The sequence below is a fragment of the Roseovarius sp. A46 genome (genome assembly GCF_004126395.1).
In the GTDB taxonomy this organism is placed as follows: Bacteria; Pseudomonadota; Alphaproteobacteria; order Rhodobacterales; family Rhodobacteraceae; genus Roseovarius; species Roseovarius nitratireducens.
The window spans coordinates 15,327-37,075 of sequence record NZ_PVWS01000025.1; the positions used below are offsets into that span (position 1 = coordinate 15,327).

22 protein-coding genes are annotated in these 21,749 nt (G+C 67.4%); 11 read left to right on the top strand and 11 right to left on the bottom strand.

What is annotated here, in order from left to right:
* Positions 1–51 precede the first annotated feature (51 nt).
* From C6W92_RS13000 to C6W92_RS13025, 6 genes are all read right to left on the bottom strand, one after another.
* Complete coding sequence (locus C6W92_RS13000; protein WP_129433904.1) at positions 52–1,116, bottom strand: Hint domain-containing protein; 1,065 nt, start codon at positions 1,114–1,116, stop codon at positions 52–54.
* A gap of 83 nt (positions 1,117–1,199) precedes the next feature.
* A complete protein-coding gene (locus tag C6W92_RS13005; protein WP_129433906.1) occupies positions 1,200–2,114 on the bottom strand; it encodes a lipid A-modifier LpxR family protein in 915 nt (304 codons plus the stop codon).
* Positions 2,115–2,311: 197 nt separating this feature from the next.
* The gene (locus C6W92_RS13010) at positions 2,312–2,896 is read right to left on the bottom strand and encodes a GNAT family N-acetyltransferase (RefSeq protein WP_129433908.1); all 585 of its coding nucleotides are present in this window, start codon (positions 2,894–2,896) and stop codon (positions 2,312–2,314) included.
* Positions 2,893–3,288 (bottom strand): ketosteroid isomerase-related protein, encoded by a 396-nt coding sequence (locus C6W92_RS13015; RefSeq protein WP_129433909.1) that lies wholly within the window; start codon positions 3,286–3,288, stop codon positions 2,893–2,895. The genes C6W92_RS13010 and C6W92_RS13015 overlap by 4 nt, the downstream gene beginning before the upstream one ends.
* A complete protein-coding gene (locus C6W92_RS13020; protein ID WP_129433911.1) occupies positions 3,285–3,755 on the bottom strand; it encodes a low molecular weight phosphatase family protein in 471 nt (156 codons plus the stop codon). Before C6W92_RS13020 ends, C6W92_RS13015 begins: the two co-directional genes overlap by 4 nt.
* 4 nt (positions 3,756–3,759) lie before the next feature.
* Positions 3,760–4,239 (bottom strand): UPF0262 family protein, encoded by a 480-nt coding sequence (locus C6W92_RS13025; protein ID WP_129433913.1) that lies wholly within the window; start codon positions 4,237–4,239, stop codon positions 3,760–3,762.
* Positions 4,240–4,509: 270 nt separating this feature from the next.
* On the opposite strand from C6W92_RS13025, the gene C6W92_RS13030 reads away from it, so the two are divergent.
* The 4 genes from C6W92_RS13030 to C6W92_RS13045 are packed head-to-tail and all read left to right on the top strand — an operon-like array spanning position 4,510 to position 9,126.
* Positions 4,510–5,169: an ATP-binding cassette domain-containing protein gene (locus C6W92_RS13030; protein ID WP_129433915.1), complete on the top strand. Its 660-nt coding sequence runs from the start codon at positions 4,510–4,512 to the stop codon at positions 5,167–5,169.
* The gene (locus C6W92_RS13035) at positions 5,147–6,775 is read left to right on the top strand and encodes a capsule biosynthesis protein (protein WP_129433917.1); all 1,629 of its coding nucleotides are present in this window, start codon (positions 5,147–5,149) and stop codon (positions 6,773–6,775) included. The genes C6W92_RS13030 and C6W92_RS13035 overlap by 23 nt, the downstream gene beginning before the upstream one ends.
* A gap of 1 nt (position 6,776) precedes the next feature.
* Complete coding sequence (kdsA, locus tag C6W92_RS13040; protein ID WP_129433919.1) at positions 6,777–7,610, top strand: 3-deoxy-8-phosphooctulonate synthase; 834 nt, start codon at positions 6,777–6,779, stop codon at positions 7,608–7,610.
* 19 nt (positions 7,611–7,629) lie between these two features.
* A complete protein-coding gene (locus C6W92_RS13045; protein WP_129433921.1) occupies positions 7,630–9,126 on the top strand; it encodes a phosphomannomutase/phosphoglucomutase in 1,497 nt (498 codons plus the stop codon).
* Between the two features lie 63 nt (positions 9,127–9,189).
* Here the strand turns inward: C6W92_RS13045 and C6W92_RS13050 are convergent, their stop codons facing one another.
* Positions 9,190–10,506 (bottom strand): aminotransferase class I/II-fold pyridoxal phosphate-dependent enzyme, encoded by a 1,317-nt coding sequence (locus tag C6W92_RS13050; RefSeq protein ID WP_129433923.1) that lies wholly within the window; start codon positions 10,504–10,506, stop codon positions 9,190–9,192.
* A gap of 526 nt (positions 10,507–11,032) precedes the next feature.
* Here C6W92_RS13050 and ribB point away from each other — a divergent pair.
* Genes ribB through nusB form a run of 3 tightly spaced genes read left to right on the top strand, consistent with a single transcriptional unit; the run spans position 11,033 to position 13,210 of the window.
* Positions 11,033–12,181, top strand: coding sequence for a 3,4-dihydroxy-2-butanone-4-phosphate synthase (ribB, locus tag C6W92_RS13055; protein WP_129433925.1), 1,149 nt, complete (start codon positions 11,033–11,035; stop codon positions 12,179–12,181).
* 4 nt (positions 12,182–12,185) lie between these two features.
* On the top strand, positions 12,186–12,731 hold the full coding sequence (locus C6W92_RS13060; RefSeq protein WP_129433927.1) for a 6,7-dimethyl-8-ribityllumazine synthase: 546 nt from the start codon (positions 12,186–12,188) through the stop codon (positions 12,729–12,731).
* Complete coding sequence (gene nusB, locus C6W92_RS13065) at positions 12,728–13,210, top strand: transcription antitermination factor NusB (RefSeq protein ID WP_104017169.1); 483 nt, start codon at positions 12,728–12,730, stop codon at positions 13,208–13,210. The genes C6W92_RS13060 and nusB overlap by 4 nt, the downstream gene beginning before the upstream one ends.
* A gap of 30 nt (positions 13,211–13,240) precedes the next feature.
* Here nusB and C6W92_RS13070 read toward each other — a convergent pair whose 3' ends face one another.
* From C6W92_RS13070 to C6W92_RS13080, 3 genes are all read right to left on the bottom strand, one after another.
* Positions 13,241–14,515 carry a folylpolyglutamate synthase/dihydrofolate synthase family protein gene (locus C6W92_RS13070; RefSeq protein WP_129433928.1) on the bottom strand — a complete coding sequence of 425 codons (1,275 nt, stop codon included), beginning with the start codon at positions 14,513–14,515 and terminating at the stop codon, positions 13,241–13,243.
* A complete protein-coding gene (gene accD, locus C6W92_RS13075) occupies positions 14,512–15,438 on the bottom strand; it encodes an acetyl-CoA carboxylase, carboxyltransferase subunit beta (protein WP_129433930.1) in 927 nt (308 codons plus the stop codon). The genes C6W92_RS13070 and accD overlap by 4 nt, the downstream gene beginning before the upstream one ends.
* A gap of 61 nt (positions 15,439–15,499) precedes the next feature.
* The gene (locus tag C6W92_RS13080; protein ID WP_129433931.1) at positions 15,500–16,387 is read right to left on the bottom strand and encodes a CPBP family intramembrane glutamic endopeptidase; all 888 of its coding nucleotides are present in this window, start codon (positions 16,385–16,387) and stop codon (positions 15,500–15,502) included.
* Between the two features lie 113 nt (positions 16,388–16,500).
* On the opposite strand from C6W92_RS13080, the gene ilvD reads away from it, so the two are divergent.
* From ilvD to C6W92_RS13100, 4 genes are all read left to right on the top strand, one after another.
* Positions 16,501–18,258 carry a dihydroxy-acid dehydratase gene (gene ilvD / locus C6W92_RS13085; protein ID WP_129433933.1) on the top strand — a complete coding sequence of 586 codons (1,758 nt, stop codon included), beginning with the start codon at positions 16,501–16,503 and terminating at the stop codon, positions 18,256–18,258.
* Entirely contained in the window at positions 18,239–18,964 is a 726-nt protein-coding gene (locus C6W92_RS13090) for a hypothetical protein (protein WP_129433935.1), read from the top strand. Before ilvD ends, C6W92_RS13090 begins: the two co-directional genes overlap by 20 nt.
* A 75-nt stretch (positions 18,965–19,039) precedes the next feature.
* Entirely contained in the window at positions 19,040–19,798 is a 759-nt protein-coding gene (locus C6W92_RS13095; protein WP_129433937.1) for a DUF6478 family protein, read from the top strand.
* Between the two features lie 14 nt (positions 19,799–19,812).
* Positions 19,813–20,190: a hypothetical protein gene (locus C6W92_RS13100; RefSeq protein WP_129433939.1), complete on the top strand. Its 378-nt coding sequence runs from the start codon at positions 19,813–19,815 to the stop codon at positions 20,188–20,190.
* A gap of 106 nt (positions 20,191–20,296) precedes the next feature.
* Here C6W92_RS13100 and C6W92_RS13105 read toward each other — a convergent pair whose 3' ends face one another.
* On the bottom strand, positions 20,297–21,670 hold the full coding sequence (locus tag C6W92_RS13105) for an L-serine ammonia-lyase (protein ID WP_104017161.1): 1,374 nt from the start codon (positions 21,668–21,670) through the stop codon (positions 20,297–20,299).
* Positions 21,671–21,749 lie beyond the last annotated feature (79 nt).

Sequence of the window (21,749 nt, forward strand, 5' to 3'; positions counted from 1 at the left end):
TGCAAATACCCCGGTGGCAGCGGCCCCCGCTTCCGGACACCGCCAGCCCCTTCAGGCCGCCTCGTGCCGCAGGATCGCCGCCTCCGACGGACTGAGGCAACGCCGCGCGTACCCGCCATAAAGATGCGGCTCCTGTCCCAGATTTGGGTCGAGCGCCAGCAGCCGCGCACGATCCGCCTCGGTGAGCGTCGAGAGCGCCGCGCTCGCCGGGTGAAAGCTCTCGGTCTCCACGCCGTTGGCCCAGATGATCTCGTGCCCGGGCAGGAGCAGGTGGATATAGGTCACCTCGCGCGATGCCAGGTCGACGGCAACGCTGTCGTTGTTGATGAGATCGCGCGCCATCACCAGCACCTCGGGAGTGTTGAACAGCGACCGCGCCACCTCGCCACGCACCAGCATACGATGCTCAGGACTCACCAGCAGCGTGGCGTCGGGCACGTCGCTGCCCAGCGCGCCCGCGCGCAGCCGCACCGGGCGCAATCGCGGCATCGCGAAGAGCCGCGCCCCCGTCATGCGGCGGCTGCCGACCCAGCGGATATCCTGCACGCCGCTGTCACGGGTCTGCACCCGGTCGCCCTCACGCAATTCTTCCACAAGTCGCGGGCCCTCGGGCGTCTCGATCCGTGTGCCGGGGGTGAAACAGATCACGCCACCCGATGCCGGGCTTGTCGCCGCGCCTTGCATCCCGTCGAGCGAATGATGGACCACCCACATCTCTGTGCGCTGCGGCGGAAATTCGTCGAGAAACATCAGCAGGGGCTGCGCGCTACCCTCGACCTCGATCACCGTGACCGTGTAACTGCGCAGCCCGTCAGTGACCACGAAGCCCAGGTCGCTCATCGGCTCGTCTACCTCGATGCGCTCCAGGTCACGCCGCCCGCTGATCGCCGCGCCGACCAGCCGCCGCACCATCCGAGCCGCGCGCCTGCGCTGCACGGTCTCGCCCCGCGCCATATCCAGCCGCAACAGATTGGGCGGGCCGTCCACGCGCACCGCCTCGCCCTGCCAGGACCATGTCATCCCGACAGACATGGCCTGCGGCGGCAATGCGCGCTGACCATCCAGTTCCGTTTGCGACCAGGAGATGACGAACGTGCCACGAAAGCCCGTTCCCATGCCTGATACCTGCCTCTCGTCTTTTTTTATTGGCTTGACAGTAGCAAATCTGATCCGCCCTGCAAACCCGGGTTTGCAAATTTTTAGAATCGCAGCCGGAATTGCAGCGATCCGACCACCTGTCCCTCGCGCTGCCCCTCGAATTCCTCGCCGAGCCAGGTCACGCCGTAGAAGAGCGCGCCGCCGCCCTGCCCTTCCCAGTGGACCCCGCCGCGCACCCGCGTGCGCGTTTCCTCGACCTGCACGCCGCTGCGCGACGGCAGCAATTCGCTGTCCTCGACATGGGCGATATCGGCCCCGAGGATGAAGGCATAGCCGGGCGCATCCTCGCGTACCACCCGGTAGCGCTGGCCAGTCACCGGCTCGCGCACAAGCAACTCACCCCGGGTGAGGTTGCCGATGGTAATGTCGGCCCCTGCGCGTACCAATGTCTCGATCCCGGCCCGCGCCTCGGCAAAGGGCCGCAGCCGCACGCCCCCCAGATCGAAGCTGCGCCCCGCCTCGACCACGGCGGTGGGGTGAAACCCGTCGCTCACCTGGTTGCGCCGCACGCCTGCTGACAGGTCGTCGCCGCCCACGATGTCGTGAAGAAAGCCCTGGAAATCGTCGAGCCCTGTTTGCGGTCCGGTCACCACGAGATCCGCGCCCACCGCGTATTCCATACCTGCGCGCGCGATGTGGCTGTGCAGCCCGAGGCTCAGCGCCCCGGCAAAGGGGCGATCCCCCGGCGCCGGGGTCGACACGTCGTCCGGCGCGATGATCTCGCCATTGAAGCGAAGCTCCAGCATCTCGCCCAGCCGTGCGGGCGCCGTTCCGTTCCAGCCCGGCGCGTAAACGCGGCTCGATGCGACCGACCCGCTGCGCCAGCGATCATGCCCGTCGCCGATAATGTCATTGGTGAAGACGAGGCCATAGCCGACGCGATAGCGGCCCTCCGCCTGCGCGGCCCCCGTCACGACAAGGCAAACCCCGAGGGCCCATGCAAAAAGACGCACCATCGCGCGTGCTCCTATCCGATGCCCCCCCGGGCAAGACAAGGTGTAGCACCGACACGGGGCAGTATTCCAGCGAAACCGTGGCATGGAGGGGGCAATTCGAAACGACACCTCACATCCTCGAACCTGGCCCTAGGACCTCCCGACGCCCCGCGCTCCGCCCGAAGAGTTCCCCGCTTTCGCGGAGATGACGGAAGCGATCACAGCGCCCGCATCCAGAACTGCAGATCGTGGTCGATCTCGGTCGTCCGGTCGATATCCTTCCAACGGAACTGCGCCACCGCCCCCGTGACCGGCGCATAGCCACGCTTGCGCCAAAAGGCGTCGAGCGGGCGATAGCCCTCGGGGCGCAGGGGATGATCCACCGGGCGAACCACCCCGCAGAACGCGCAATGCGTCCGCCCCAGGGCGCGGGCATGCGCCTCGCGCGCGTCAAAGAAACGGTGCCCGACCCCTTGCCCGCGATACTCGGGCAGCAGAACGCTCTCGGCGCAGTAGAATATCTGCGTGAGCGGCACGCCACAGCCGGCCAGCGCCGCGCCGAAATCATCGGCGTGGTCCTCCATCGGAGTGCCGGTCGCCGCGCCCACCAGCCGATCGCCATCCCAGGCCCCCACGAGGATCGCGTCGTCGCTGTCGCGATAGACCTGAAGATAGCCTTCCTCGTAGGCGAGATCACCGTCATAGAGATAGGGAAAGGTGCGAAATACCTCGATCCGCAGCCGCGCCACCCCGGGCAGCGCCTCGGCCAGCGCCGCGCCCGTAAGCCGCGCCACCCGGATCATGCCGCGACCTGCCGCATCCAGTCGGCGAGGTTGTAATAGGTCACCACCCGCGTGATGTGCCCGTCCTCGAGCGAAAAGAACGAACCGGCAGGCAGCCGGTAGGTCTGCCCCCGCGCCTCGGGCAGGCCCTCGTCCGTTGCCAGATAGGTGCCGTTGACGATGTATTCGGCCGCCGCCCGCGTGCCGCCTTCGGCCTCGAAGATGACCATGTCGGTCAATTCCTCGCGGTAGCAGTGGCTCATATGGTCGCAAAAGGCGCGAAAGGCGTCTTTGCCGGTGCGTACCTGTCCCTCGTTCACGAAATGGCGCACGTCGTTGCTCAGGCAGGCGAGCATTCCCTCGACGTCGCCGTGGTTGAAAGCCTCGAAATAGGCGCGCACGGTTTCGCTCATGCGGTCTCCTCCTCCTCGTCGGGCGGCCCCCATCGCTCGATCAGGTGGCCGACGATCTGGTCGCGTGTCTTGCGATACGCTTCGAGCCGCGCCTCGCGGGTTTGCGCAAGCCCGGTTGGGTCCATGATCGGCCAATAAACGACATCGAGGTGAAAAAACCGCGTGAGATCGAGCGCGCGGCGTTGGCTTGCCGGGCTCAGCGCGACGATGAGATCGAAGGACGACAGATCGTCGCCCCACTGCTCCATCTCGTCAAAGCTGCGCGAGCGGTGGCGTTCCAGCTCGACTCCAATCTCGCGGCACACGGCGATCGCGAAACCGTCGATATCCATGTCGCTCTTGACACCCGCCGATTGCACGTAGGTCTCGGTGCCATAGAATTTCTTCATGATGCCCTCGGCCATCGGCGAGCGCACGGCGTTGTGATCGCAGCAGAACAGCACCGATTGCGGCAAGGGCGCTGGCATCCGCTCAGCCTCCGTGATGCAACACACAGATGAGCGTAAAGAGGCGGCGCGCGGTGTCGGAGTCGACCTCCGCCTTGCCCTCCAGCCGTTCGGCCAGCACGCGCGCCCCCTCGTTGTGGATGCCGCGCCGCGCCATGTCGATGGTTTCGATCTGGGAGGGGGGCATGTTCTTGACCGCGTCGAAATAGCTCTCGCAGATGGCCCAGTAATCCTTGACCACCTGCCGGAATGGCGACAGTGACAAGTGGAACTCGACCGCCGGTTCACCATCCTTGGTGCGGATGTCGAAGACCAGCCGCTTTTCGCGGATCGCGAGCCCTACGCGATAGGGACCATCGGGCACGACCCGGTCATCGCGCACCGGCAGGGCAAAGCTGTTTTCCTCGATGAGGTCATACATCGCCACCTTGCGTTCCTGCTCGATCTCGGGCGTGGGCGGCGGCAGGTTGGCGTCATCCAACTCGATATGGCAAATCCGGCTCATGGTGTCCCCCGTTCGGGCCTTCTCTTGCCTGTCCCTAGCCCAGCGGCGCGCAGCGGGCAATCGGCTCCGGTGCCCTGCCACACGGAATGCCACTTTGCGTCACCCGACTGCCACGCCCGCCCCTCAATGGTCGCAATTTTGGTGCGCAGGAGCATATTATTGCCCTGATCGAATGGCATATTGTCCGCAGATCAGGAATAATGACACGACCCGCATGGCCAAACTGACCAAGGCCACAGGCAAGGTGCGGGCGATAAACGGGGCGCTCTGATGCTCGAGTTCGAAAACGTCTCCAAGTCCTTCTGGACGGGAACACAGCACAAGGTGATCCTGGAGAAGGTATCGTTTCGCGTCGAGATCGGGCGCAGCCTTGGCATCCTCGCGCCCAACGGCACCGGCAAGACGACGGTCATCAACATGATGGCAGGGCTGGAAAAACCCGACGAGGGCGTGATCCGGCGCGGCTGCCGCATCTCGTTCCCGCTGGGCTTCATGGGCGGGGTGGTCTCGCGCCTGTCGGCCAAGGAAAACGCCCGCTACATCGCCCAACTCTACGGCATCGACCCCGATTACGTCGAAGCCTATTGCCGCTGGCTGTGCGGGTTGGGCGAGTATTTCGACCAGCCGCTCGGCACCTATTCCTCGGGGATGCGCGCGCGGTTCAGCTTCGCGCTCATGCTGGCGCTTGATTTCGACATGTATCTCATCGACGAGGGTATGCCCGGCACCACCGATGTCGAATTCAATCGCAAGGCCGGCCAAATCCTGCAAGAAAGGCTGCGCACCACCACGATCATCATCGTCTCGCACGATCCGCGCGTGCTTGAGAAATTCGCCAGTTCCGCCGCCGTTCTAACGGGCGGCAAGCTTTACATGTTCGACACCTTGGAAGAGGCAAGAGAGCTTTATGACTACGAAACCCAAGGTTAGCAAGTTCCGCATCCGTCGGAGCGCATCCACCGCCCCCGCCGCCGGGAGCTACGGCAACGCCGCCGAGGCACAGCCGGCGCCCGAGGCTCAGGCAGGACATGCGCCGGGCCAACAGGCGGGTCAGAAACCCGAGCCGCCCCGCGACGGCCAGATCGACCAGACCCGCGCTGAGGCGCCCGGCACCAGCATCGACGACATCCGCCGCGAGGGGCTCACGGGGCGGGAATTGCGCATGGCCCGGCGCGTGGCGCAAAAGCACGGGCTCGCCCCCACGTCGGATTTCGACGCCGTCCGCCTCCTGCGCGCCCGCGGGATCGACCCGTTCCAGCGAACCACAATGCTCGAGCTCGTCAAGGGCGACGGCGCCAAGGCGCGGGACGAGGACCGCGTGCAACTGCCTCAGACGGTGCCCGCGCCGGGCCATAATCTGCCCTCGACCGAAACCAACCCCGCAGACCGCCGCGCCGCCGAGATCGTCGGCATCCAGCGTGACATCGTCAAGCGTCGGCGTCGCAAGATGCTGTTGCTGTTCTCGCGGCTCGCGGCCTTTGTTATCCTGCCCACCTTCCTCGCGGGCTATTATTTCGCCGTGATGGCGACGCCAATGTATTCGTCCAACTCGGCCTTCCTGATCCTGTCGGCCGATGGCAGCGGCGGCGGCAAGGGCGGGCTTGGCGGCCTCCTGCCCGGCCAGTTTGCCACCGGACAGGACGCTATCGCCACGCAGGAATACCTCGAATCCAAGGATGCGATGCTGCGCCTCGACCGCGAACAGGACTATCGCGCGCATTTCAGCCAGCCGTGGATCGACCCGATCCAGCGGCTTGACCCGGATGCCAGTACCGAGGACCTCTACAGCCTGTTCCGCAACCATGTGAAGATCGGCTACGATCCCACGGAAGGCGTGATGCGCATGGAGGTGATCGCCGCCGACCCCGAGACCAGCGTGCGCTTCAACCAGCAGCTCATAGCCTATGCCGAGGAGCGCGTGGACGAGCTTAGCCGCGACAAGCGCAACGACGCGGTGAAGACCGCCGCCGAGAGCCTCGAACAGGCCAAGGCCGACCGACGCGCGGCGCAGGAACGTCTCGTCGCGCTGCAGGAAGGCAGCATCCTCGATCCCGAGGGCGAGATCGCCAGCATCCGCAGCCTCATCAACACGGTCGAGCTGCAACTTCAGGAGAAAGAGCTCGCGCTCAGCGTGCAGAACAACAACCCGCGCCCCAACACGGCCAAGGTCGAGGCGCTCGAGAGCGAGATCAACGTATTGCGCGCCGAGCTTGAACGCCAGAAGCGCCGCCTGACCGATGCAGCCTCGGGCGAAAGATCGCTCGCCTCCAAGACCGCGGCGATCCAGATGGCGCAGGCCGATCTCGCCACCGCCGACCTCGTGCTGCAATCCGCGCTCGAAACCATGCGGATGTCCGAGATCGAGGCCAACAAGCAGGTGCGCTACCTCACCGTCAGCGCGCGCCCCGTCGCCCCGCAGGAAGCCGCTTATCCCAAGGTGTTCGAGAACACCGTTCTGGCCTTCCTGATCTTTTCTGGTATCTACCTGATGATCTCGCTTACGGCGTCCATTCTGCGCGAACAGGTGTCTTCCTGATATGCAACATGTCGACCTGAACGGCCAGACGCTCGGCAACGACCGGGCGCTCACGCTCATCGCCGGTCCGTGCCAGCTCGAATCCGCCGATCACGCCCAGATGATCGCGGGCAGTCTGCAAGAGGCGTGCCACGCCGCGGGCGCCGGGCTGATCTTCAAGGGCAGCTTTGACAAGGCCAACCGCACCTCGCTCACGGGGCGGCGCGGGCTCGGTCTCGACGAGGGGCTGAAGGTGCTGCAATCGGTGAAGGACACGCTCGGCGTTCCGGTGCTGACGGATGTACACCTGCCCGATCAATGCGCGACCGTGGCCGAGGTGGTCGACGTCCTTCAAATCCCTGCGTTCCTCTGCCGCCAGACCGACCTTCTGCTCGCGGCGGGCGAGACCGGGGCAGCGATCAACGTCAAGAAGGGTCAGTTCCTGGCGCCTTGGGATATGCCCAACGTGGTGGCCAAGATCGAATCCACCGGCAACCGCCGCATCCTGCTGACCGAGCGCGGCACCTCGTTCGGCTACAACACGCTGATCGCCGACATGCGCAGCCTGCCGCAGATGGCGCGCACCGGCTACCCGGTGGTGATGGACGCCACCCATTCGGTACAGCAGCCCGGCGGGCAGGGCGGCAGCAGCGGCGGGCAGCGCGAATTCGCCCCCGTCATGGCCCGCGCGGCCGTGGCGCTCGGCGTGGCGGGGGTGTTCATCGAAACCCACGAGGCGCCCGACACCGCCCCCTCGGATGGGCCCAACATGATCCCGCTCTCCGAAATGCCCGGCCTGATCGACATGCTGATGGCCTTCGACCGGCTGGCCAAGGCCCATCCGATCACCCTCTGACCGCAGACGAGTTCCTTTCATGACCAGACCCTTGCCCACCGTCACCCCCAACACGTGGGAGTTTCTCCGCGACCCGATGATCGCGCCCACGGGTTTCCGAGAATACGACGCGCGCTGGAAATATCCCGACGAGATCAACCTGCCCGGCATCACCGCCCTCGGCCTCGGCCTCGGTACGCAGATACGCGCGCACGGGATCGACCCGGTGATCGCGGTCGGCAACGATTACCGGGACTACTCGCTCGCCATCAAGAATGCGCTGATCCTCGGGCTGATGCAGGCGGGCATCCACGTAAAGGACATCGGCCCGTGCCTGTCGCCGATGGCCTATTTCGCACAGTTCCACCTCGATGCTCCGGCGGTGGCGATGGTCACCGCCTCGCACAATCCCAACGGCTGGACCGGCGTCAAGATGGGGTTTGAGCGGCCCCTGACGCATGGCCCAGACGAGATGGCGGAACTCCGCGATATCGTGCTGGAGGGACGCGGGCAGCCGCATGCGGGCGGCGGCTACGAATTCGTCGATGGCGTGCGCGAAGCCTATCTCGATGATCTTGCGGGCGATTTCCGCATGACCCGCAAGCTGCGCGTCGTCTGCGCCACCGGCAACGGCACGGCCTCGGCCTTTGCGCCGGAGTTGTTCGAGCGCATCGGGGTCGAGGTGATCCCCTCGCACAACCGGCTCGATTACACCTTCCCCCACTACAACCCCAACCCCGAGGCGATGGAGATGCTCCACGACATGGCCGCGACCGTGCGCGCCATCGGGGCGGATTTCGCGCTCGGCTTCGACGGCGACGGGGACCGTTGCGGCGTGGTGGATGACGAGGGCGAGGAGATCTTCGCCGACAAGGTGGGGGTCATCATGGCGCGGGATATCAGCGCGCTCTACCCCAACGCCACCTTTGTCGCGGACGTGAAATCCACCGGGCTCTTCGCCTCGGACCCGGTCCTGCGCCAGAACGGCGCCAAGGCCGATTACTGGAAAACCGGCCACAGCCACATGAAACGGCGCGTCAAGCAGCTCGGCGCGCTGGCAGGGTTCGAGAAATCAGGGCACTATTTCTTCGCCGAGCCGGTGGGGCGCGGCTACGATTGCGGGCTGCGCGTGGCTGTAGAAATCTGCAAGCTGATGGACCGCAATCCGTCCATGTCCATGTCGGACCAGCGCCGCGCGCTGCCGCAGACGTGGGCTACCCCCACCATGTCGCCATATTGCGCCGATACAGAAAAATATAGCGTTCTCAAGAGGATCGTCGCGCGGCTCGTGGCGATGCAGGAGGCGGGCGAGACCGTGGCCGGGCGCCCCATCGCGGAGGTGGTCACGGTCAACGGCGCACGGGTCATCCTCGACAACGGCTCATGGGGGTTGGTGCGGGCCTCAAGCAACACACCCAACCTCGTGGTGGTCTGCGAGAGCGGCGAGAGCGAGGCAGAGATGCGCGCGATCTTTGCCGATATCGACGCAGTGATCCGCACCGAGCCGGGCGTGGGCGCCTACGACCAGACGATCTGAAACAGCCCTGCGGACTGCCGGGCCCTGCACCAGATCCGCGGTGCCGGACCAGGTGCAGGCCGTCTAAGTCACGTAATGCACCTGGTCGAATTCCCGCCGCCAACCTGTCGTTTCGGCGCGCGAACCTGCAGGTTCGGGGCTGCGCAGCGCGCGGGCGATAAACCGGGCCATAAGCGGGGCATGATCGGGTGTCACCCCGCGACGGACAAGCTCGGGCGTGCCGATGCGCAGGCCGTTCATGTCGCCCGATACCGGGGCTACGGGCAGGCCGATGCCACAGGCGAGAAAGCCCGCCTGCCGCAGGTGCCGCGCCGCCGCCTGCCCGCCACCGAACGCGGCGGCCTCGAGCGCGAACTGGTGCGAGCGGGTGGCCACACCCCGGGTCTTGAACACCGGCAGCCCCTCGGCCTCCATCGCGTCGGCCAGGGCCTGGGCCACGGCGACCATCTGCGCGGCGTAGGCGTGGCCGTGGGTTTTCCAGTCGCACAGCGTGATGGCGAGCGCGGCGGATTTGGCAGCGTCGAAATTGGCGGTGAGGCCGGGAAAGGCGATGGCGTCGAGCCGCTCGGCAAGACCCGCGTCGTTGGTGACAATGAGGCCGCCCGCCGGGCCGCCGAGGCTCTTGTAGGTGCTCATCGTCATCAGGTGTGCACCCTCGGCCAAGGGGTTCTTCCATGCGCCCCCGGCAATGATGCCGCATTGATGTGCGGCGTCAAACAGGAGGTGCGCGCCGACCTCGTCGGCGATGCCGCGCACCTCGGCAACGGGGTGTTCCGTCAGGTTGAGCGATGCGCCAAGCGTGATGAGCCGGGGCCGCGTCTCGTGGGCAAGGGCGCGCAGGGCGTCCACGTCAACGGTATAGCCGTCGGTCGCCACCGGGGCCTCAATGATGCGCAAGCCATAGAGCCCGGCACAGCCCGGCCCGTGGTGGGTGACATGCCCGCCGATGGCGGCGGGGGGCGCGATGATCGTGTCGCCGGGCTGGCAGGTGGCCATGAAGCCCATGAGGTTGGCGATGGCGCCGGAGGGGGTGCGGATCTCGGCGTAGCGCGCGCCGAAAACCTCGGCCGCGAGCCCGGCCGCGATCACCTCGATCTCTTCGATCGCCTCCAGCCCGGTCTCGTACTTGTCGCCGGGATAACCCAGCGAGGGGCGAGAGCCGAGCCCCGAGGCCAGCAGCGCCTCGGCGCGGGGGTTCATGACGTTGGTGGCGGGATTGAGGTTGAAGCACTCGTCATCGTGGATGCGACGGTTCTCCACGGCCAGCGCCTCGATGCGGGCGGCGATGGTGTCCGCGTCCTGAGCGGCGGTGCGGGTGGCGATGGTCTGGACAAGGTCCTCGCAAGGACCGGGCACCCAGTCGCGGCGGGCAAGGGGCATGGGGCGTCTCCTTTGGTGGTCGGGCGATACTCTGCGCGCGATGCGCGGCGGGCGCAAACCGGAAATGGCAGGGATGGGCATGGGTGCCGGTTCTGGCCTTGGGCAGTCGTTGCCGTGAGCCGCGCCATCGACAGGCCGCGGGCTGGCGATCCGACGGAATTTCAGGGCGCTTTATGCCTGCCGAATCCGAAAAACCTGTAATCGGTGCGCGAGCTTAGACAAATCGCCAGTCCGGGGGGCGGCCTGGCGATGGCGCGGCGGGCTTCGCCCTCGATTCCGCGCCGGGGGCAAGAACCGAACCGTCCGGCTCAAGGCCAATCGCAACCTTCACGGCGCGTTCGGCCACAGGCGGCTTCGTCCCGCGGAGCTGTTCCCGGGCCCTGATCCGGCGATCAAGGAGACAGCAGAGGCAGGCGCGGCCCCGGTCCCGATGTCCCGGCGTTTCGTGCCGGGGAGACGCCAAACCGTACTGGCCATTCCCTTGTCGCTGCGTTATCTGGCACGGGTTGAGACAAGGGGGCGCGCGATGTCTGAGAGAGCCGCATTCGAGACGCCGGGGCCGGTGGAATCCGATCTGAGCCACGCGATCTCTCCGACCGAGGAGATCATTGCCGAAATCGCCGCGGGGCGGATGGTGATCCTCGTCGATCACGAGGACCGCGAGAACGAGGGCGACCTGGTGATCGCCGCCGAATTCGCCACGCCGGAGGCGGTGAATTTCATGGCCACCCACGGGCGCGGCCTCATTTGCCTGCCGATGACACCGGAGCGGATCGACCGGCTGGGTCTGCCGATGATGGCGGTGAACAACTCTTCGCGCCACGAGACCGCGTTCACCGTCTCGATCGAGGCGCGCGAGGGCGTGAGCACCGGCATTTCCGCCCAAGACCGGGCGCTGACCATCGCCACCGCGATCAACGAGCAGAACACGCACGCCCATATCGCCACGCCGGGGCATGTTTTCCCGCTGCGCGCGCGGCGCGGCGGGGTGCTGGTGCGCGCAGGCCACACCGAGGCGGCGGTGGATATCGCGCGGCTGGCGGGGCTGAATCCGGCAGGCGTGATCTGCGAGATCATGAAGGAGGATGGCAGCATGGCGCGGCTGCCCGACCTGATCGAGTTCGCCGCCGAGCATAACCTCAAGATCGGCACCATCTCGGACCTGATCGCCTATCGCCACCGCCACGACAACCTGGTGATCGAGACCGGGCGCGAGCGCGTCACCTCGTGCCACGGCGGCGAATGGGACATGCGCATCTTCGCCGACCAGATCACCGGGACCGAGCATGTCGTGCTGACCAAGGGCAACGTGACCGACGGCGAACCCGTGCTGACGCGGGCGCATGCGCTCAACGCGCTGGAGGACGTGCTGGGCATCGGCGCGCAGGCGGGCCACGGCCCGGCGGGCAAGCTGCCGCGCGCGATGGAGATCATCGCCCGCGAGGGGCGCGGCGCGGTGTTCCTGTTCCGGCAGCCCCGGCCCAAGCTGGCCGGCGAGATGGCCGACGAGGATGCTCCGCGCACGATCAAGCATACCGGGCTTGGCGCGCAGATCATGGCGGTGCTGGGGATTCACCGGCTGGTGCTGCTGACCGACAGCCCCGATACGCGCTACCTGGGCCTCGATGCCTATGGCATCACCATCGAGGGCACGCACCCGCTGAGCAAGGAGTGAGGACATGGCCGAGCACGAATACACCATGCCGCGCGCCGAATTCGACGCGCCGGTGAAGCTGCTCATCGTGGTGGCGCCGTTCTACCGCGACATCGCCGACAACCTGATCAAGGGCGCGGTTGCCGAGATCGAGGCCACGGGCGCGACCCACGAGATCGCCGAGGTGCCCGGCGCGCTGGAGCTGCCGACGGCCATCGGGATTGCCGAGCGGATGTCCAACTTTGACGGCTACGTGGCGCTGGGCTGCGTGATCCGGGGCGAAACCACGCATTACGAGACGGTGTGCAATGACAGCTCGCGCGGGCTGATGCTGTTGGGGTTGCAGGGGCTGTGCATCGGCAACGGTATCCTGACGGTGGAGAACCGCGCGCAGGCAGAGGTGCGCGCCGATCCGGGCGAGATGAACAAGGGCGCGGGCGCCGCGGCGGCGGCCTTGCATCTGGTGGCACTGGCCCGTAAATGGGGCGGCCCGCGCAAGGGGGTGGGATTCAAGCCCGCCACCGACGAGTACCGCATCGCGGGCGAGACGAAGGACGACCCCAAGGCATGAGCGACGACAGCGCCCCGGCACGGCCGGGCAGACACAGCATGAAATCCGCGGCCCGGCTCTATGCCGTGCAGGCGCTCTACCAGATGGAGCAATCGGGACAGGGCAGCGACGCGGTGCGGCGCGAGTTTCTCGAGCATCGTTTCGGTGCCGAGATCGACGAGGGCGTGGAGATGGCCGAGGGCGATGCCGGGCTATTCGGGCTGATCCTCGACGAGGCGGTGAACTGGCAGGGCAAGATCGACCAGATGACCGATCGCGCGCTGGTGGCGAAATGGCCAATCGCGCGGATCGACCCGGTTCTGCGCGCGCTGTTTCGCGCCGCTGGGGCCGAGATGGGCCAGAAGGGCACGCCGCCCAAGGTGGTCATCATGGAATATGTCGAGGTGGCCAAGGCGTTCTATCCCGAGGGGCGCGAGCCGAAATTCGTCAATGCCGTGCTCGACCACATGGCGCGCGAGGCGCGGCCCGAGGCGTTCTGAGGCGCTGACCGCTGCTCGCTGTCCGCCCGGTCAGCCGTTTTCGCGCAGGATGCCGCCCGCGAGGTAGAGCGAGCCGCAGATCAGGATGCGCGCGCGCGGCACCCGGGCGACGATCTCCTCCACCGCCGCCAGCGCGCTTTCAGCCATCCGCGCGTCCATCCCGACGCCGCGCGCGGCCTGCGCCGTGGCATCGGCGGGCAGGGTGTTGGCCTCGCCGGGAATGGACACGGCGGTGAGGCCCTGCGCCACCCGCGCCAGCGGCGCGAGGTAGCCCGAGACATCCTTGGTGTTGAGCATCCCGCAGACGAGGTAGGTGGGCCGGGGGGCAAGGCCCGCAAGGTGCCGCGCCAGTGCGTGCCCGGCGGCGGGGTTGTGCCCGCCGTCGAGCCAAAGCTCCGCGTCGCCCGCCGCGTCCACCAGCGGACCCCATGCCAGCCGCTGCATCCGCGCGGGCCATTCGGCCCGCGTGACCGCGCCTTCGAGCGCCGCCTCGCCCAGCCCCAGCGCCCGCAGCGCGGCCAGCGCGATACCCGCGTTCTCCACCTGGTGCGCGCCGGGCAGGTTCGGCAGCGGCAGGTCGCACAGGCCGTGCTCGTCCTGGTAGACGAGCCGCCCGCGCTCCTGCTGCACATTCCAGTGCTGGCCATGGGCCAGCAGCGGCGCGCCCAGCCGTGCGGCGCGCGCCTCGATCACGTCCATCGCCGCGTCGTCCTGCGGGCCGACGACGCACGGCACGAGGCGCTTGATAATCCCAGCCTTCTCGCCCGCGATCGCGGCCAGCGTGTCGCCGAGGAAGCCTTCGTGATCCATCGACACCGGGGTGATGACCGTGAGCGCGGGCCGTGCGATCACGTTGGTCGCATCGAGCCGTCCGCCAAGCCCCACCTCCAGCAGCGTGTAATCCGCCTCGACCCGCGACATGGCGAGGAGGGCTGCGCAGGTGGTGATTTCGAAATAGGTGATCGGCACGCCACCATTGGCGGCCTCGCACTCGTCAAGCACCGCCGTCAGGTGATCCTCGGCGATCAGGTCCCCGGCCAGCCGGATGCGTTCATGAAACCGTGCCAGGTGCGGCGAGGTATAGGCGTGGCAGGTCTTTCCCGCCACCTCGATCCCCGCCCGGATCATGGCGAGCGTCGAGCCCTTGCCGTTGGTGCCCGCGATGTGGATCACCGGCGGCAGCCGATCCTGCGGATTGCCCAGCGCATCAAGAAGCCGCCACATGCGGTCGAGCGTCAGGTCGATGATCTTGGGGTGCAGCGCCATCATCCGCGACAGGATGAGGTCCGATGTGGCCGCGCTCATTTTTCCGCGTCGTCCGTGGCCTGTGCCTCGATCGCGAGCGGCGCGGGTGCGGGCAGGTCGGCCTTCACCGCGGGCGGCAGGCCCATCAGCATGCGGGTGATGGTGATCAGGTCATCGCGCAACTCGGTGCGTGGCGTCACCCGGTCGAGCATCCCGTGCTCGAGCAGGTATTCGGCACGCTGGAAACCCTCGGGCAGCTTCTCCCGGATGGTCTGTTCGATCACGCGCGGCCCGGCGAAACAGATCAGCGCGTTCGGCTCGGCGATGTGCACATCGCCCAGCATGGCGTAGGAGGCGGTGACGCCGCCGGTGGTGGGATGGGTCAGCACCACGATGTAGGGCAGCCCGGCCTCGCGCAACATCTGCACCGCCACGGTGGTGCGCGGCATCTGCATGAGGGACAGGATGCCCTCCTGCATCCGCGCGCCGCCCGCCGCGGAAAACAGGATCAGCGGGCGCTTGAGCTGCACCGCCTGCTCGGCGGCGGCGATGATCGCGTTGCCCACATACATGCCCATCGACCCGGCCATGAAGCTGAAATCCTGCGCCGCCGCGACGATCGGCGTGCGACCGATCTCGCCGGTGGCAACGAGCATCGCCTCCTTCTCGCCGGTGGTTTTCTGTGCTGTGCGCAGCCGGTCGGGGTATTTTTTCTGGTCGCGGAATTGCAGCGGGTCGGGCGTGGGCGCGGGCACCGCCACCTCGGTAAACACGCCCCCGTCGAACAGCGCGGCAAAGCGCGCGCGCGGCGTGATCCCCATGTGGTAGCCGCAACTGGTGCAGACGTTGAGATTGCCGGACAACTCGCGGTGAAACAGCATCGTCCCGCACTCGTCGCATTTCGTCCACAGGTTCTCGGGCATCTCGCGGCGCGAGAAGATCGAGTTGATGCGCGGGCGCACGTAATTGGTGATCCAGTTCATCGCGGGCCGGGTCCTGTCGCTGATCCTGCCCTCACTTAAGCGGGCGGCGCACGAAATGCAATCAGCCGCGCAGGGCCAGCCGGATCGCCAGCCAGCTACAGAGCAGCATCAGGATATCCGTGGGCAGGACCGCCAGCACCGCGCCCTCTTCGCCCAGCGAGAAGGGAAAGACATAGAGCGCCAGCCCGTCGAACTGCCCCTTCGGCGCGGCCACGAGGATGGCGCTGAAATTGTTGACGAAATGCAGCGCCGTAGCCGGCCCCAGCGTGCCGAACCGTGCGGTCAGATCGGCGGCGGCCAGCCCGAACCCCGTGGCCCAGACCATCACCAGCCAGCCATTCGCGCCGTAGGTAACACTGTCGAAATGCAGCAGCCCGAAGCCGAGCGCGGGCAGCGACATCCAGATCACCGGCGAGGTGAAGCGCGCGGCAAGCTGGGTTTGCAGGTAGCCGCGAAACGCCACCTCCTCGGCGAAGACCTGGCAAAACAGCCCGGCAATCCCCAACGGCAGCAGCATCGCCCATGTCGCGGCGGCAAGGTTGCGCTCGAGCGCCATCGCCTCGGGCAGGGGCACGAGGGCAATGATGGCGTGGAGCGCCGCAACCGCGAGTAACGCCCGCCCGAACTGCCGCGTCGCGCGCGGCAGCGGCCCCACGAGGCTCATGAGGCCCCGCCGGTGCACCGCGCGCAGACTGAGTGCGAGCGCCACGATCAGCAGGCCGAAGGTGGCGAGATTGATCAGCACGCCCGTGGGCGTCGTCGCCGTCTCGACCCCGGGCACGATCCGGGCCCAGCGCTCGACACCGAATATCACCGGCAACAGCCCCGACCACATGATGCTCAACAGGAAGAACAGGGCCACGGTCAGGCAGATACCCGCCGCCAGCCGCCCCAGTCCTGCGGAGGGGCGTGCGGGGGCGACCAGGATCTCGTGGGCGGCGTAACGCATGGCGGGCACGCTAGCGGGGTGCGGGTGGGGGTGCAATCGGCTTGCCCCGCGCCGCGCGCTGGCCTAGACCGGATGCCAGCCGAAAATCGCCAGCCAATCCCGAGAGGCCCCAGATGACCCGCTTCGACAAGTCCAAACTGCCCAGCCGCTACGTGACCGAGGGCTCCGCGCGCGCCCCGCACCGGTCCTACTACTACGCGATGGGCATGACCGAGACCGAGATCCATCAGCCCCTCGTCGGCGTCGCAACCTGCTGGAACGAGGCCGCACCGTGCAACATCGCGCTCAGCCGCCAGGCGCAGGCCGTCAAGGGCGGCGTCAAGGAGGCGCATGGCACCCCGCGCGAGTTTACCACCATCACCGTCACCGACGGAATCGCGATGGGCCACGAGGGGATGCGCTCGAGCCTCGCCAGCCGCGAGGCCATCGCCGACACGGTGGAGCTGACCATGCGCGGTCATTGCTACGACGCGCTGGTGGGGCTGGCGGGCTGTGACAAGTCGCTGCCCGGGATGATGATGGCCATGGTGCGGCTCAACGTGCCGTCGGTGTTCATCTATGGCGGCTCGATCCTGCCGGGCCGCGCGCCGCAGGTGGACGAGATTCCCGAGGATTTCCGCTCGCGCGATCTGACGGTGCAGGACATGTTCGAGGCGGTCGGCCGCAACCAGAACGGCACGCTGTCGGATGCCGCGCTCGAGATGCTCGAACGTGTGGCCTGCCCCTCGGCGGGGGCCTGTGGCGGGCAGTTCACCGCCAACACGATGGCCTGCGTTTCCGAGGCGATCGGGCTGGCGCTGATGAATTCCTCCGGTATGCCCGCCCCCTACGAGAGCCGCGACCAGTATGGCGAGGCATCTGGCCGCGCGGTGATGGAGCTGTTGGCAAACAACATCCGCGCGCGCGACGTGGTCACCCGCAAGAGCCTGGAGAACGCGGCGCGCGTGGTGGCCTGCACCGGCGGCAGCACCAATGCCGGGCTGCACCTGCCCGCGATCGCCCACGAGGCGGGGATCGACTTCTTCCTCGAAGATGTCTGCGAAATCTTCCGCGACACGCCCTATTTCGTCGATCTGAAGCCGGGCGGACAATTCGTCGCCAAGGATCTCTTTGACGCGGGCGGCATCCCCGTGGTGATGAAGGAGCTGCGCAAGGCGGGGCTCATCCACGAGGATTGCATCACCGCCTCCGGCCGCTCCATCGGCGAGGAACTCGAGCTTATCACGCGCGAGGCCGATGGCCGCGTCATCCACACCATCGACGCCCCCCTCACGAAAACCGGCGGCGTCGTCGGGCTCAAGGGCAACCTCGCGCCCGAGGGGGCCATCGTCAAGGTCGCGGGTATTGCGCCCGAGCATCAGGTCTTTACCGGACCGGCGCGCGTGTTCGAATGCGAGGAGGACGCCTTTGCCGCCGTCAAGGCGCGCAGCTACGATGAGGGCGAGGTGATCGTCATCCGCAACGAGGGGCCCGCGGGCGGGCCGGGGATGCGGGAAATGCTGTCGACCACCGCCGCCCTTTCGGGGCAGGGCATGGGCAAGAAGGTGGCGCTTATCACCGATGGCCGCTTTTCGGGCGCGACGCGCGGCTTCTGCGTGGGCCATGTCGGCCCCGAGGCCGCGCAGGGCGGGCCCATCGCGCTGATCGAGACGGGCGACACGATCACCATCGACGCGATCAAGGGGCAACTGTCGGTCGATCTGTCGGACGAGGAGCTTGCCCGCCGCCGCGAGGCATGGACCGGCCCGCGCAAGACGATGTATACCGCCGGTGCGCTGTGGAAATACGCGCAGCTCGTGGGGCCGACCTACAAGGGCGCTGTCACCCATCCCGGCGCGCAGGCCGAATCCCATGTCTACGTGGATATCTGAACCCGGCGCGCGGCGCGCTCTCGCCTGCGCCGCGCTTCTGCTCGCGCTGCCCGGATGTCTCGGCCCCGTCGCCGATAACCCGCAACGCCCGGTAAAGGAGATCGTGCTTGGCGCGGGCGCGGTGCGGGTGAGCGCGCCGCGCGGCTATTGCATCGATGACGGCAGCCTGCGCAGCCTCGCCGGTGGCGGCGGCTTTGCACTGCTGGCCCCGTGCGCGCAACTGGCCGGCACGCCGGGCCAGACCGCGGCGCCAGCGCTGATGACCGTCTCGGTCATGCGGCAAGCCCGTGACGCCGCCCCGCCCGACGCCGAGGGCCTCGTCGCCGCCATAGCCCCGGCGCCGGTGGGCGCGCAGGGGCAGGAGGCGGGTCTTGCCTATGTGCAGGTGATGCAGGGCGGCGAGGCGGTGTTGCCCGGCGGCGACCCGCGCCACTGGCGCGGCGCGCGCTCGGTTGGCGGGCACCTCGCGAGCCTCTCGCTCTACGCCCCCGAGGGCAGCGCGCTTGCCGGGCGCGAGGGCCGCCTGCTGCTCGCCGATCTCGCAGCCGGGCTGTCCGGGCGGGCGCCGGAGGCACCGGCAGAAGCGGATACTGACACAGAGGTCGAGGCCGAGACGACAACCGGGGCGGAGACCGGGGCGGAAGCGACTGCGGCGAAGACACAACGCCGCGGCTTCTTCGCGCGATTGTTTCCCGTTTCGGATTAATGCTATGCACATTCCTGTCATGGTAACGTCGCGGCCTCTGCCGTGCGCGACAGGGTATTCAAAGGTGCGCCCCGCATGAAACTGCTCGACACCGTCCTGCATCGCCGCGCGATGCGTGCCTGGCGCAGGGCCGCCCGCGGCGCCCCGGACATGAGCCTCGACGAGCTGCGCCGCATCCGCTCGGGGGGCGCACGGCTCTTGCATTTCCTGCAAGAGGCGCTCGCCGTGGCCGACCACCGCCTTGCCCTGCCGGTCGTGGGCTCGAACGCCTTTCCCCGGCCCCACGGCACCGACTGGTCGTGGCGGCCCGAGATCTGGCGCCTGCCGCTGCCCGTGCCGGGCCTGGCCTCGGTGCCATCGCGCACGACGCTGGGACGCGGAGTGACATTGTTTCACGATTGCGCCCATTCCGAGTTGTCGCTGCGGCAGGTGCGCAACACCCGCGAATCCGATCTCGCGCCCTATGGGTTACGCATGGACACGTTCGCCTTCGACGGCTCGTTCCTGTCGCTGGCGATCGACCTGCCGCCAGAGGCGATCGAGGGCATGACCAAGCGTCACCTCGTGCGGCTCGACACCATCATCGACATGGAAAAGCCGCTGGAAATCTTTGCCCGGCTCAATGTCCGCCACGGCCCCAATACCGAGCAGATCATCCGCAAACTGCCGCTTGACGCGCAGGAGAACACGGTCGAATTCGACCTCGCCTATTCCAGCCTCAACGAGAAACGGCTCGAACGCGCGTGGATCGACCTGATCTTCGAGAACCCGGCGATGAGCCAGGTCACGCTGCGCGACGTCACCTTCAGCCGCCGCCTGCGCGCGGCTCTCTGACAAAGGACACCGCAATGAGCGACTGGACCCTGACCAAGACCCGGCTGTTCGAAGGCGTCTGGGAGGGCGTGCTCGCCGGTCCCGAGCCCGGTGCCGCGCCGCCCGAGATCGAGGTGACGCACCAGCAGGAGCCGCTCGCCGGGGTCGAAGTGATCGCCCGCCCCGACAGCGCCGACTGGGTGCTGCGCGTGCCGGTGCCCGCCGACCGGATCGCCGACGGGGTGCAGACCTTCGTTATCCGCGACCGGGACAGCGGCACGGTGCTCGACAGCTTCGCGCTGGTGGCGGGCGACGCGCTCGCCTACGACCTGCGGGCCGAGATCGCACTCCTGCGCGAGGAACTGGACCTGCTCAAACGCGCGTTCCGGCGGCACTGCCTCGAAACGATGTAAGCCGGTGGCAAAGGCCGTGGCGCCCGGAAAGCTGCGTGCGTGGCCGTAACCCGCCCGGGCAGCCGCCGGGATGTACCGCGCCAGGCGAAAACCCGCGCACATACCCTCAGCAATTGGGGATGTTCACCGCCAGCCCGCCCAGCGAGGTTTCCTTGTACTTTTCGCTCATGTCCGCGCCGGTCTGGCGCATGGTCTCGATGCAGGCGTCGAGCGGCACGAAATGCGTACCGTCCCCCCGCAGCGCCAGCGACGCCGCCGAAACGGCCTTGATCGCGCCCAGCCCGTTGCGCTCGATGCAGGGCACCTGCACGAGCCCCTTCACCGGGTCACAGGTCATGCCGAGGTGATGCTCCAGCGCGATCTCGGCGGCGTTCTCGATCTGCTGCGGCGTACCGCCCAGCACCGCGCAGAGCCCGGCCGCCGCCATCGCCGAGGCGCTGCCCACCTCGGCCTGGCATCCTGCCTCCGCGCCCGAGATCGACGCATTGAACTTTACCAGCCCGCCGATGGCGGCCGCGGTCAGCAGGAAATCCTCGATCCGGCCCTCATGCGCGCCCGGCACATGCTCCAACCAGTACTTGATGACCGCCGGCACAACGCCTGCCGCGCCGTTTGTGGGGGCCGTCACCACCTGCCCGCCGGCGGCGTTCTCCTCGTTGACGGCCATCGCGTAGGCGCTCATCCAGTCGTTGATCTTGTGCGGGGCGCTCAGGTTGGTGCCGCGCTCGGCGATCAGCGCGTCGCGGATACCCATGGCCCGGCGCTTGACGCCCAGCCCGCCGGGCAACACGCCATCGCAATTCAGCCCCCGTTCGATGCAATCGTCCATCACCTGCCAGATGCGCGCCACGCCAGAGCGCAGGTTCTCCGGCCCGCCCCGGGCAACCTCGTTGGCGCGCTTCATCTCGGCGATGCTCTTGCCCGAGCGTTCGGCCATCTCCAGCATCTCGACCGCCGACTTGAACGGATAGGGCACCGGGTCGCCCTCGTCGGTGTTGCGGCCAGCGGCCAGCTCGGCTTCGGTCATCACGAAGCCGCCGCCAATGGAATAATAGGTGTCTTGCAGGATCACGTCGCCCTGCGAATCCGTCGCCATCAGGATCATGCCGTTGGCATGACCGGGCAGGTTCGGCCCGAAATCGAATTGCAGATCGTCCTTGGGGTGGAATTTCAACTCCGGCAGTCCCGGCGGCGTGACCTTGTGGGTCTCGCGAATCTGTTCGAGCACCTCCTCGGCGGCCTCGGCATCATAGGTATCGGGGCGAAAGCCCGCGAGCCCGAGGATCGTCGCCCGGTCGCTCGCGTGGCCGATCCCGGTAAAGGCGAGCGAGCCATGCAGCGACCCCTTTAGGCCCGCATAATGGAATGGCTCGGCGCGCATCCGGTCGAGAAAGCGCGCGGCGGCCACCATCGGCCCCATCGTGTGTGACGAGGACGGGCCGATGCCGACCTTGAACATCTCGAAGACGGACAGAAACATGATGCGCGCTCCCTGATCGCGTGCGTTATCCGGTCTTTCCCGCCGCACCACTTGTCCGAAAGCGACCGTTCGGTGCCGT

What these genes read in the sequence shown, in the direction of transcription:
- C6W92_RS13000 (WP_129433904.1), bottom strand. Translation starts at nt 1,116, where the DNA reads ATGGGAACGGGCTTTCGTGGCACGTTCGTCATCTCCTGGTCGCAAACG.
- C6W92_RS13005 (WP_129433906.1), bottom strand. Translation starts at nt 2,114, where the DNA reads ATGGTGCGTCTTTTTGCATGGGCCCTCGGGGTTTGCCTTGTCGTGACG.
- C6W92_RS13010 (WP_129433908.1), bottom strand. Translation starts at nt 2,896, where the DNA reads ATGATCCGGGTGGCGCGGCTTACGGGCGCGGCGCTGGCCGAGGCGCTG.
- C6W92_RS13015 (WP_129433909.1), bottom strand. Translation starts at nt 3,288, where the DNA reads ATGAGCGAAACCGTGCGCGCCTATTTCGAGGCTTTCAACCACGGCGAC.
- C6W92_RS13020 (WP_129433911.1), bottom strand. Translation starts at nt 3,755, where the DNA reads ATGCCAGCGCCCTTGCCGCAATCGGTGCTGTTCTGCTGCGATCACAAC.
- C6W92_RS13025 (WP_129433913.1), bottom strand. Translation starts at nt 4,239, where the DNA reads ATGAGCCGGATTTGCCATATCGAGTTGGATGACGCCAACCTGCCGCCG.
- C6W92_RS13030 (WP_129433915.1), top strand. Translation starts at nt 4,510, where the DNA reads ATGCTCGAGTTCGAAAACGTCTCCAAGTCCTTCTGGACGGGAACACAG.
- C6W92_RS13035 (WP_129433917.1), top strand. Translation starts at nt 5,147, where the DNA reads ATGACTACGAAACCCAAGGTTAGCAAGTTCCGCATCCGTCGGAGCGCA.
- kdsA (WP_129433919.1), top strand. Translation starts at nt 6,777, where the DNA reads ATGCAACATGTCGACCTGAACGGCCAGACGCTCGGCAACGACCGGGCG.
- C6W92_RS13045 (WP_129433921.1), top strand. Translation starts at nt 7,630, where the DNA reads ATGACCAGACCCTTGCCCACCGTCACCCCCAACACGTGGGAGTTTCTC.
- C6W92_RS13050 (WP_129433923.1), bottom strand. Translation starts at nt 10,506, where the DNA reads ATGCCCCTTGCCCGCCGCGACTGGGTGCCCGGTCCTTGCGAGGACCTT.
- ribB (WP_129433925.1), top strand. Translation starts at nt 11,033, where the DNA reads ATGTCTGAGAGAGCCGCATTCGAGACGCCGGGGCCGGTGGAATCCGAT.
- C6W92_RS13060 (WP_129433927.1), top strand. Translation starts at nt 12,186, where the DNA reads ATGGCCGAGCACGAATACACCATGCCGCGCGCCGAATTCGACGCGCCG.
- nusB (WP_104017169.1), top strand. Translation starts at nt 12,728, where the DNA reads ATGAGCGACGACAGCGCCCCGGCACGGCCGGGCAGACACAGCATGAAA.
- C6W92_RS13070 (WP_129433928.1), bottom strand. Translation starts at nt 14,515, where the DNA reads ATGAGCGCGGCCACATCGGACCTCATCCTGTCGCGGATGATGGCGCTG.
- accD (WP_129433930.1), bottom strand. Translation starts at nt 15,438, where the DNA reads ATGAACTGGATCACCAATTACGTGCGCCCGCGCATCAACTCGATCTTC.
- C6W92_RS13080 (WP_129433931.1), bottom strand. Translation starts at nt 16,387, where the DNA reads ATGCGTTACGCCGCCCACGAGATCCTGGTCGCCCCCGCACGCCCCTCC.
- ilvD (WP_129433933.1), top strand. Translation starts at nt 16,501, where the DNA reads ATGACCCGCTTCGACAAGTCCAAACTGCCCAGCCGCTACGTGACCGAG.
- C6W92_RS13090 (WP_129433935.1), top strand. Translation starts at nt 18,239, where the DNA reads ATGTCTACGTGGATATCTGAACCCGGCGCGCGGCGCGCTCTCGCCTGC.
- C6W92_RS13095 (WP_129433937.1), top strand. Translation starts at nt 19,040, where the DNA reads ATGAAACTGCTCGACACCGTCCTGCATCGCCGCGCGATGCGTGCCTGG.
- C6W92_RS13100 (WP_129433939.1), top strand. Translation starts at nt 19,813, where the DNA reads ATGAGCGACTGGACCCTGACCAAGACCCGGCTGTTCGAAGGCGTCTGG.
- C6W92_RS13105 (WP_104017161.1), bottom strand. Translation starts at nt 21,670, where the DNA reads ATGTTTCTGTCCGTCTTCGAGATGTTCAAGGTCGGCATCGGCCCGTCC.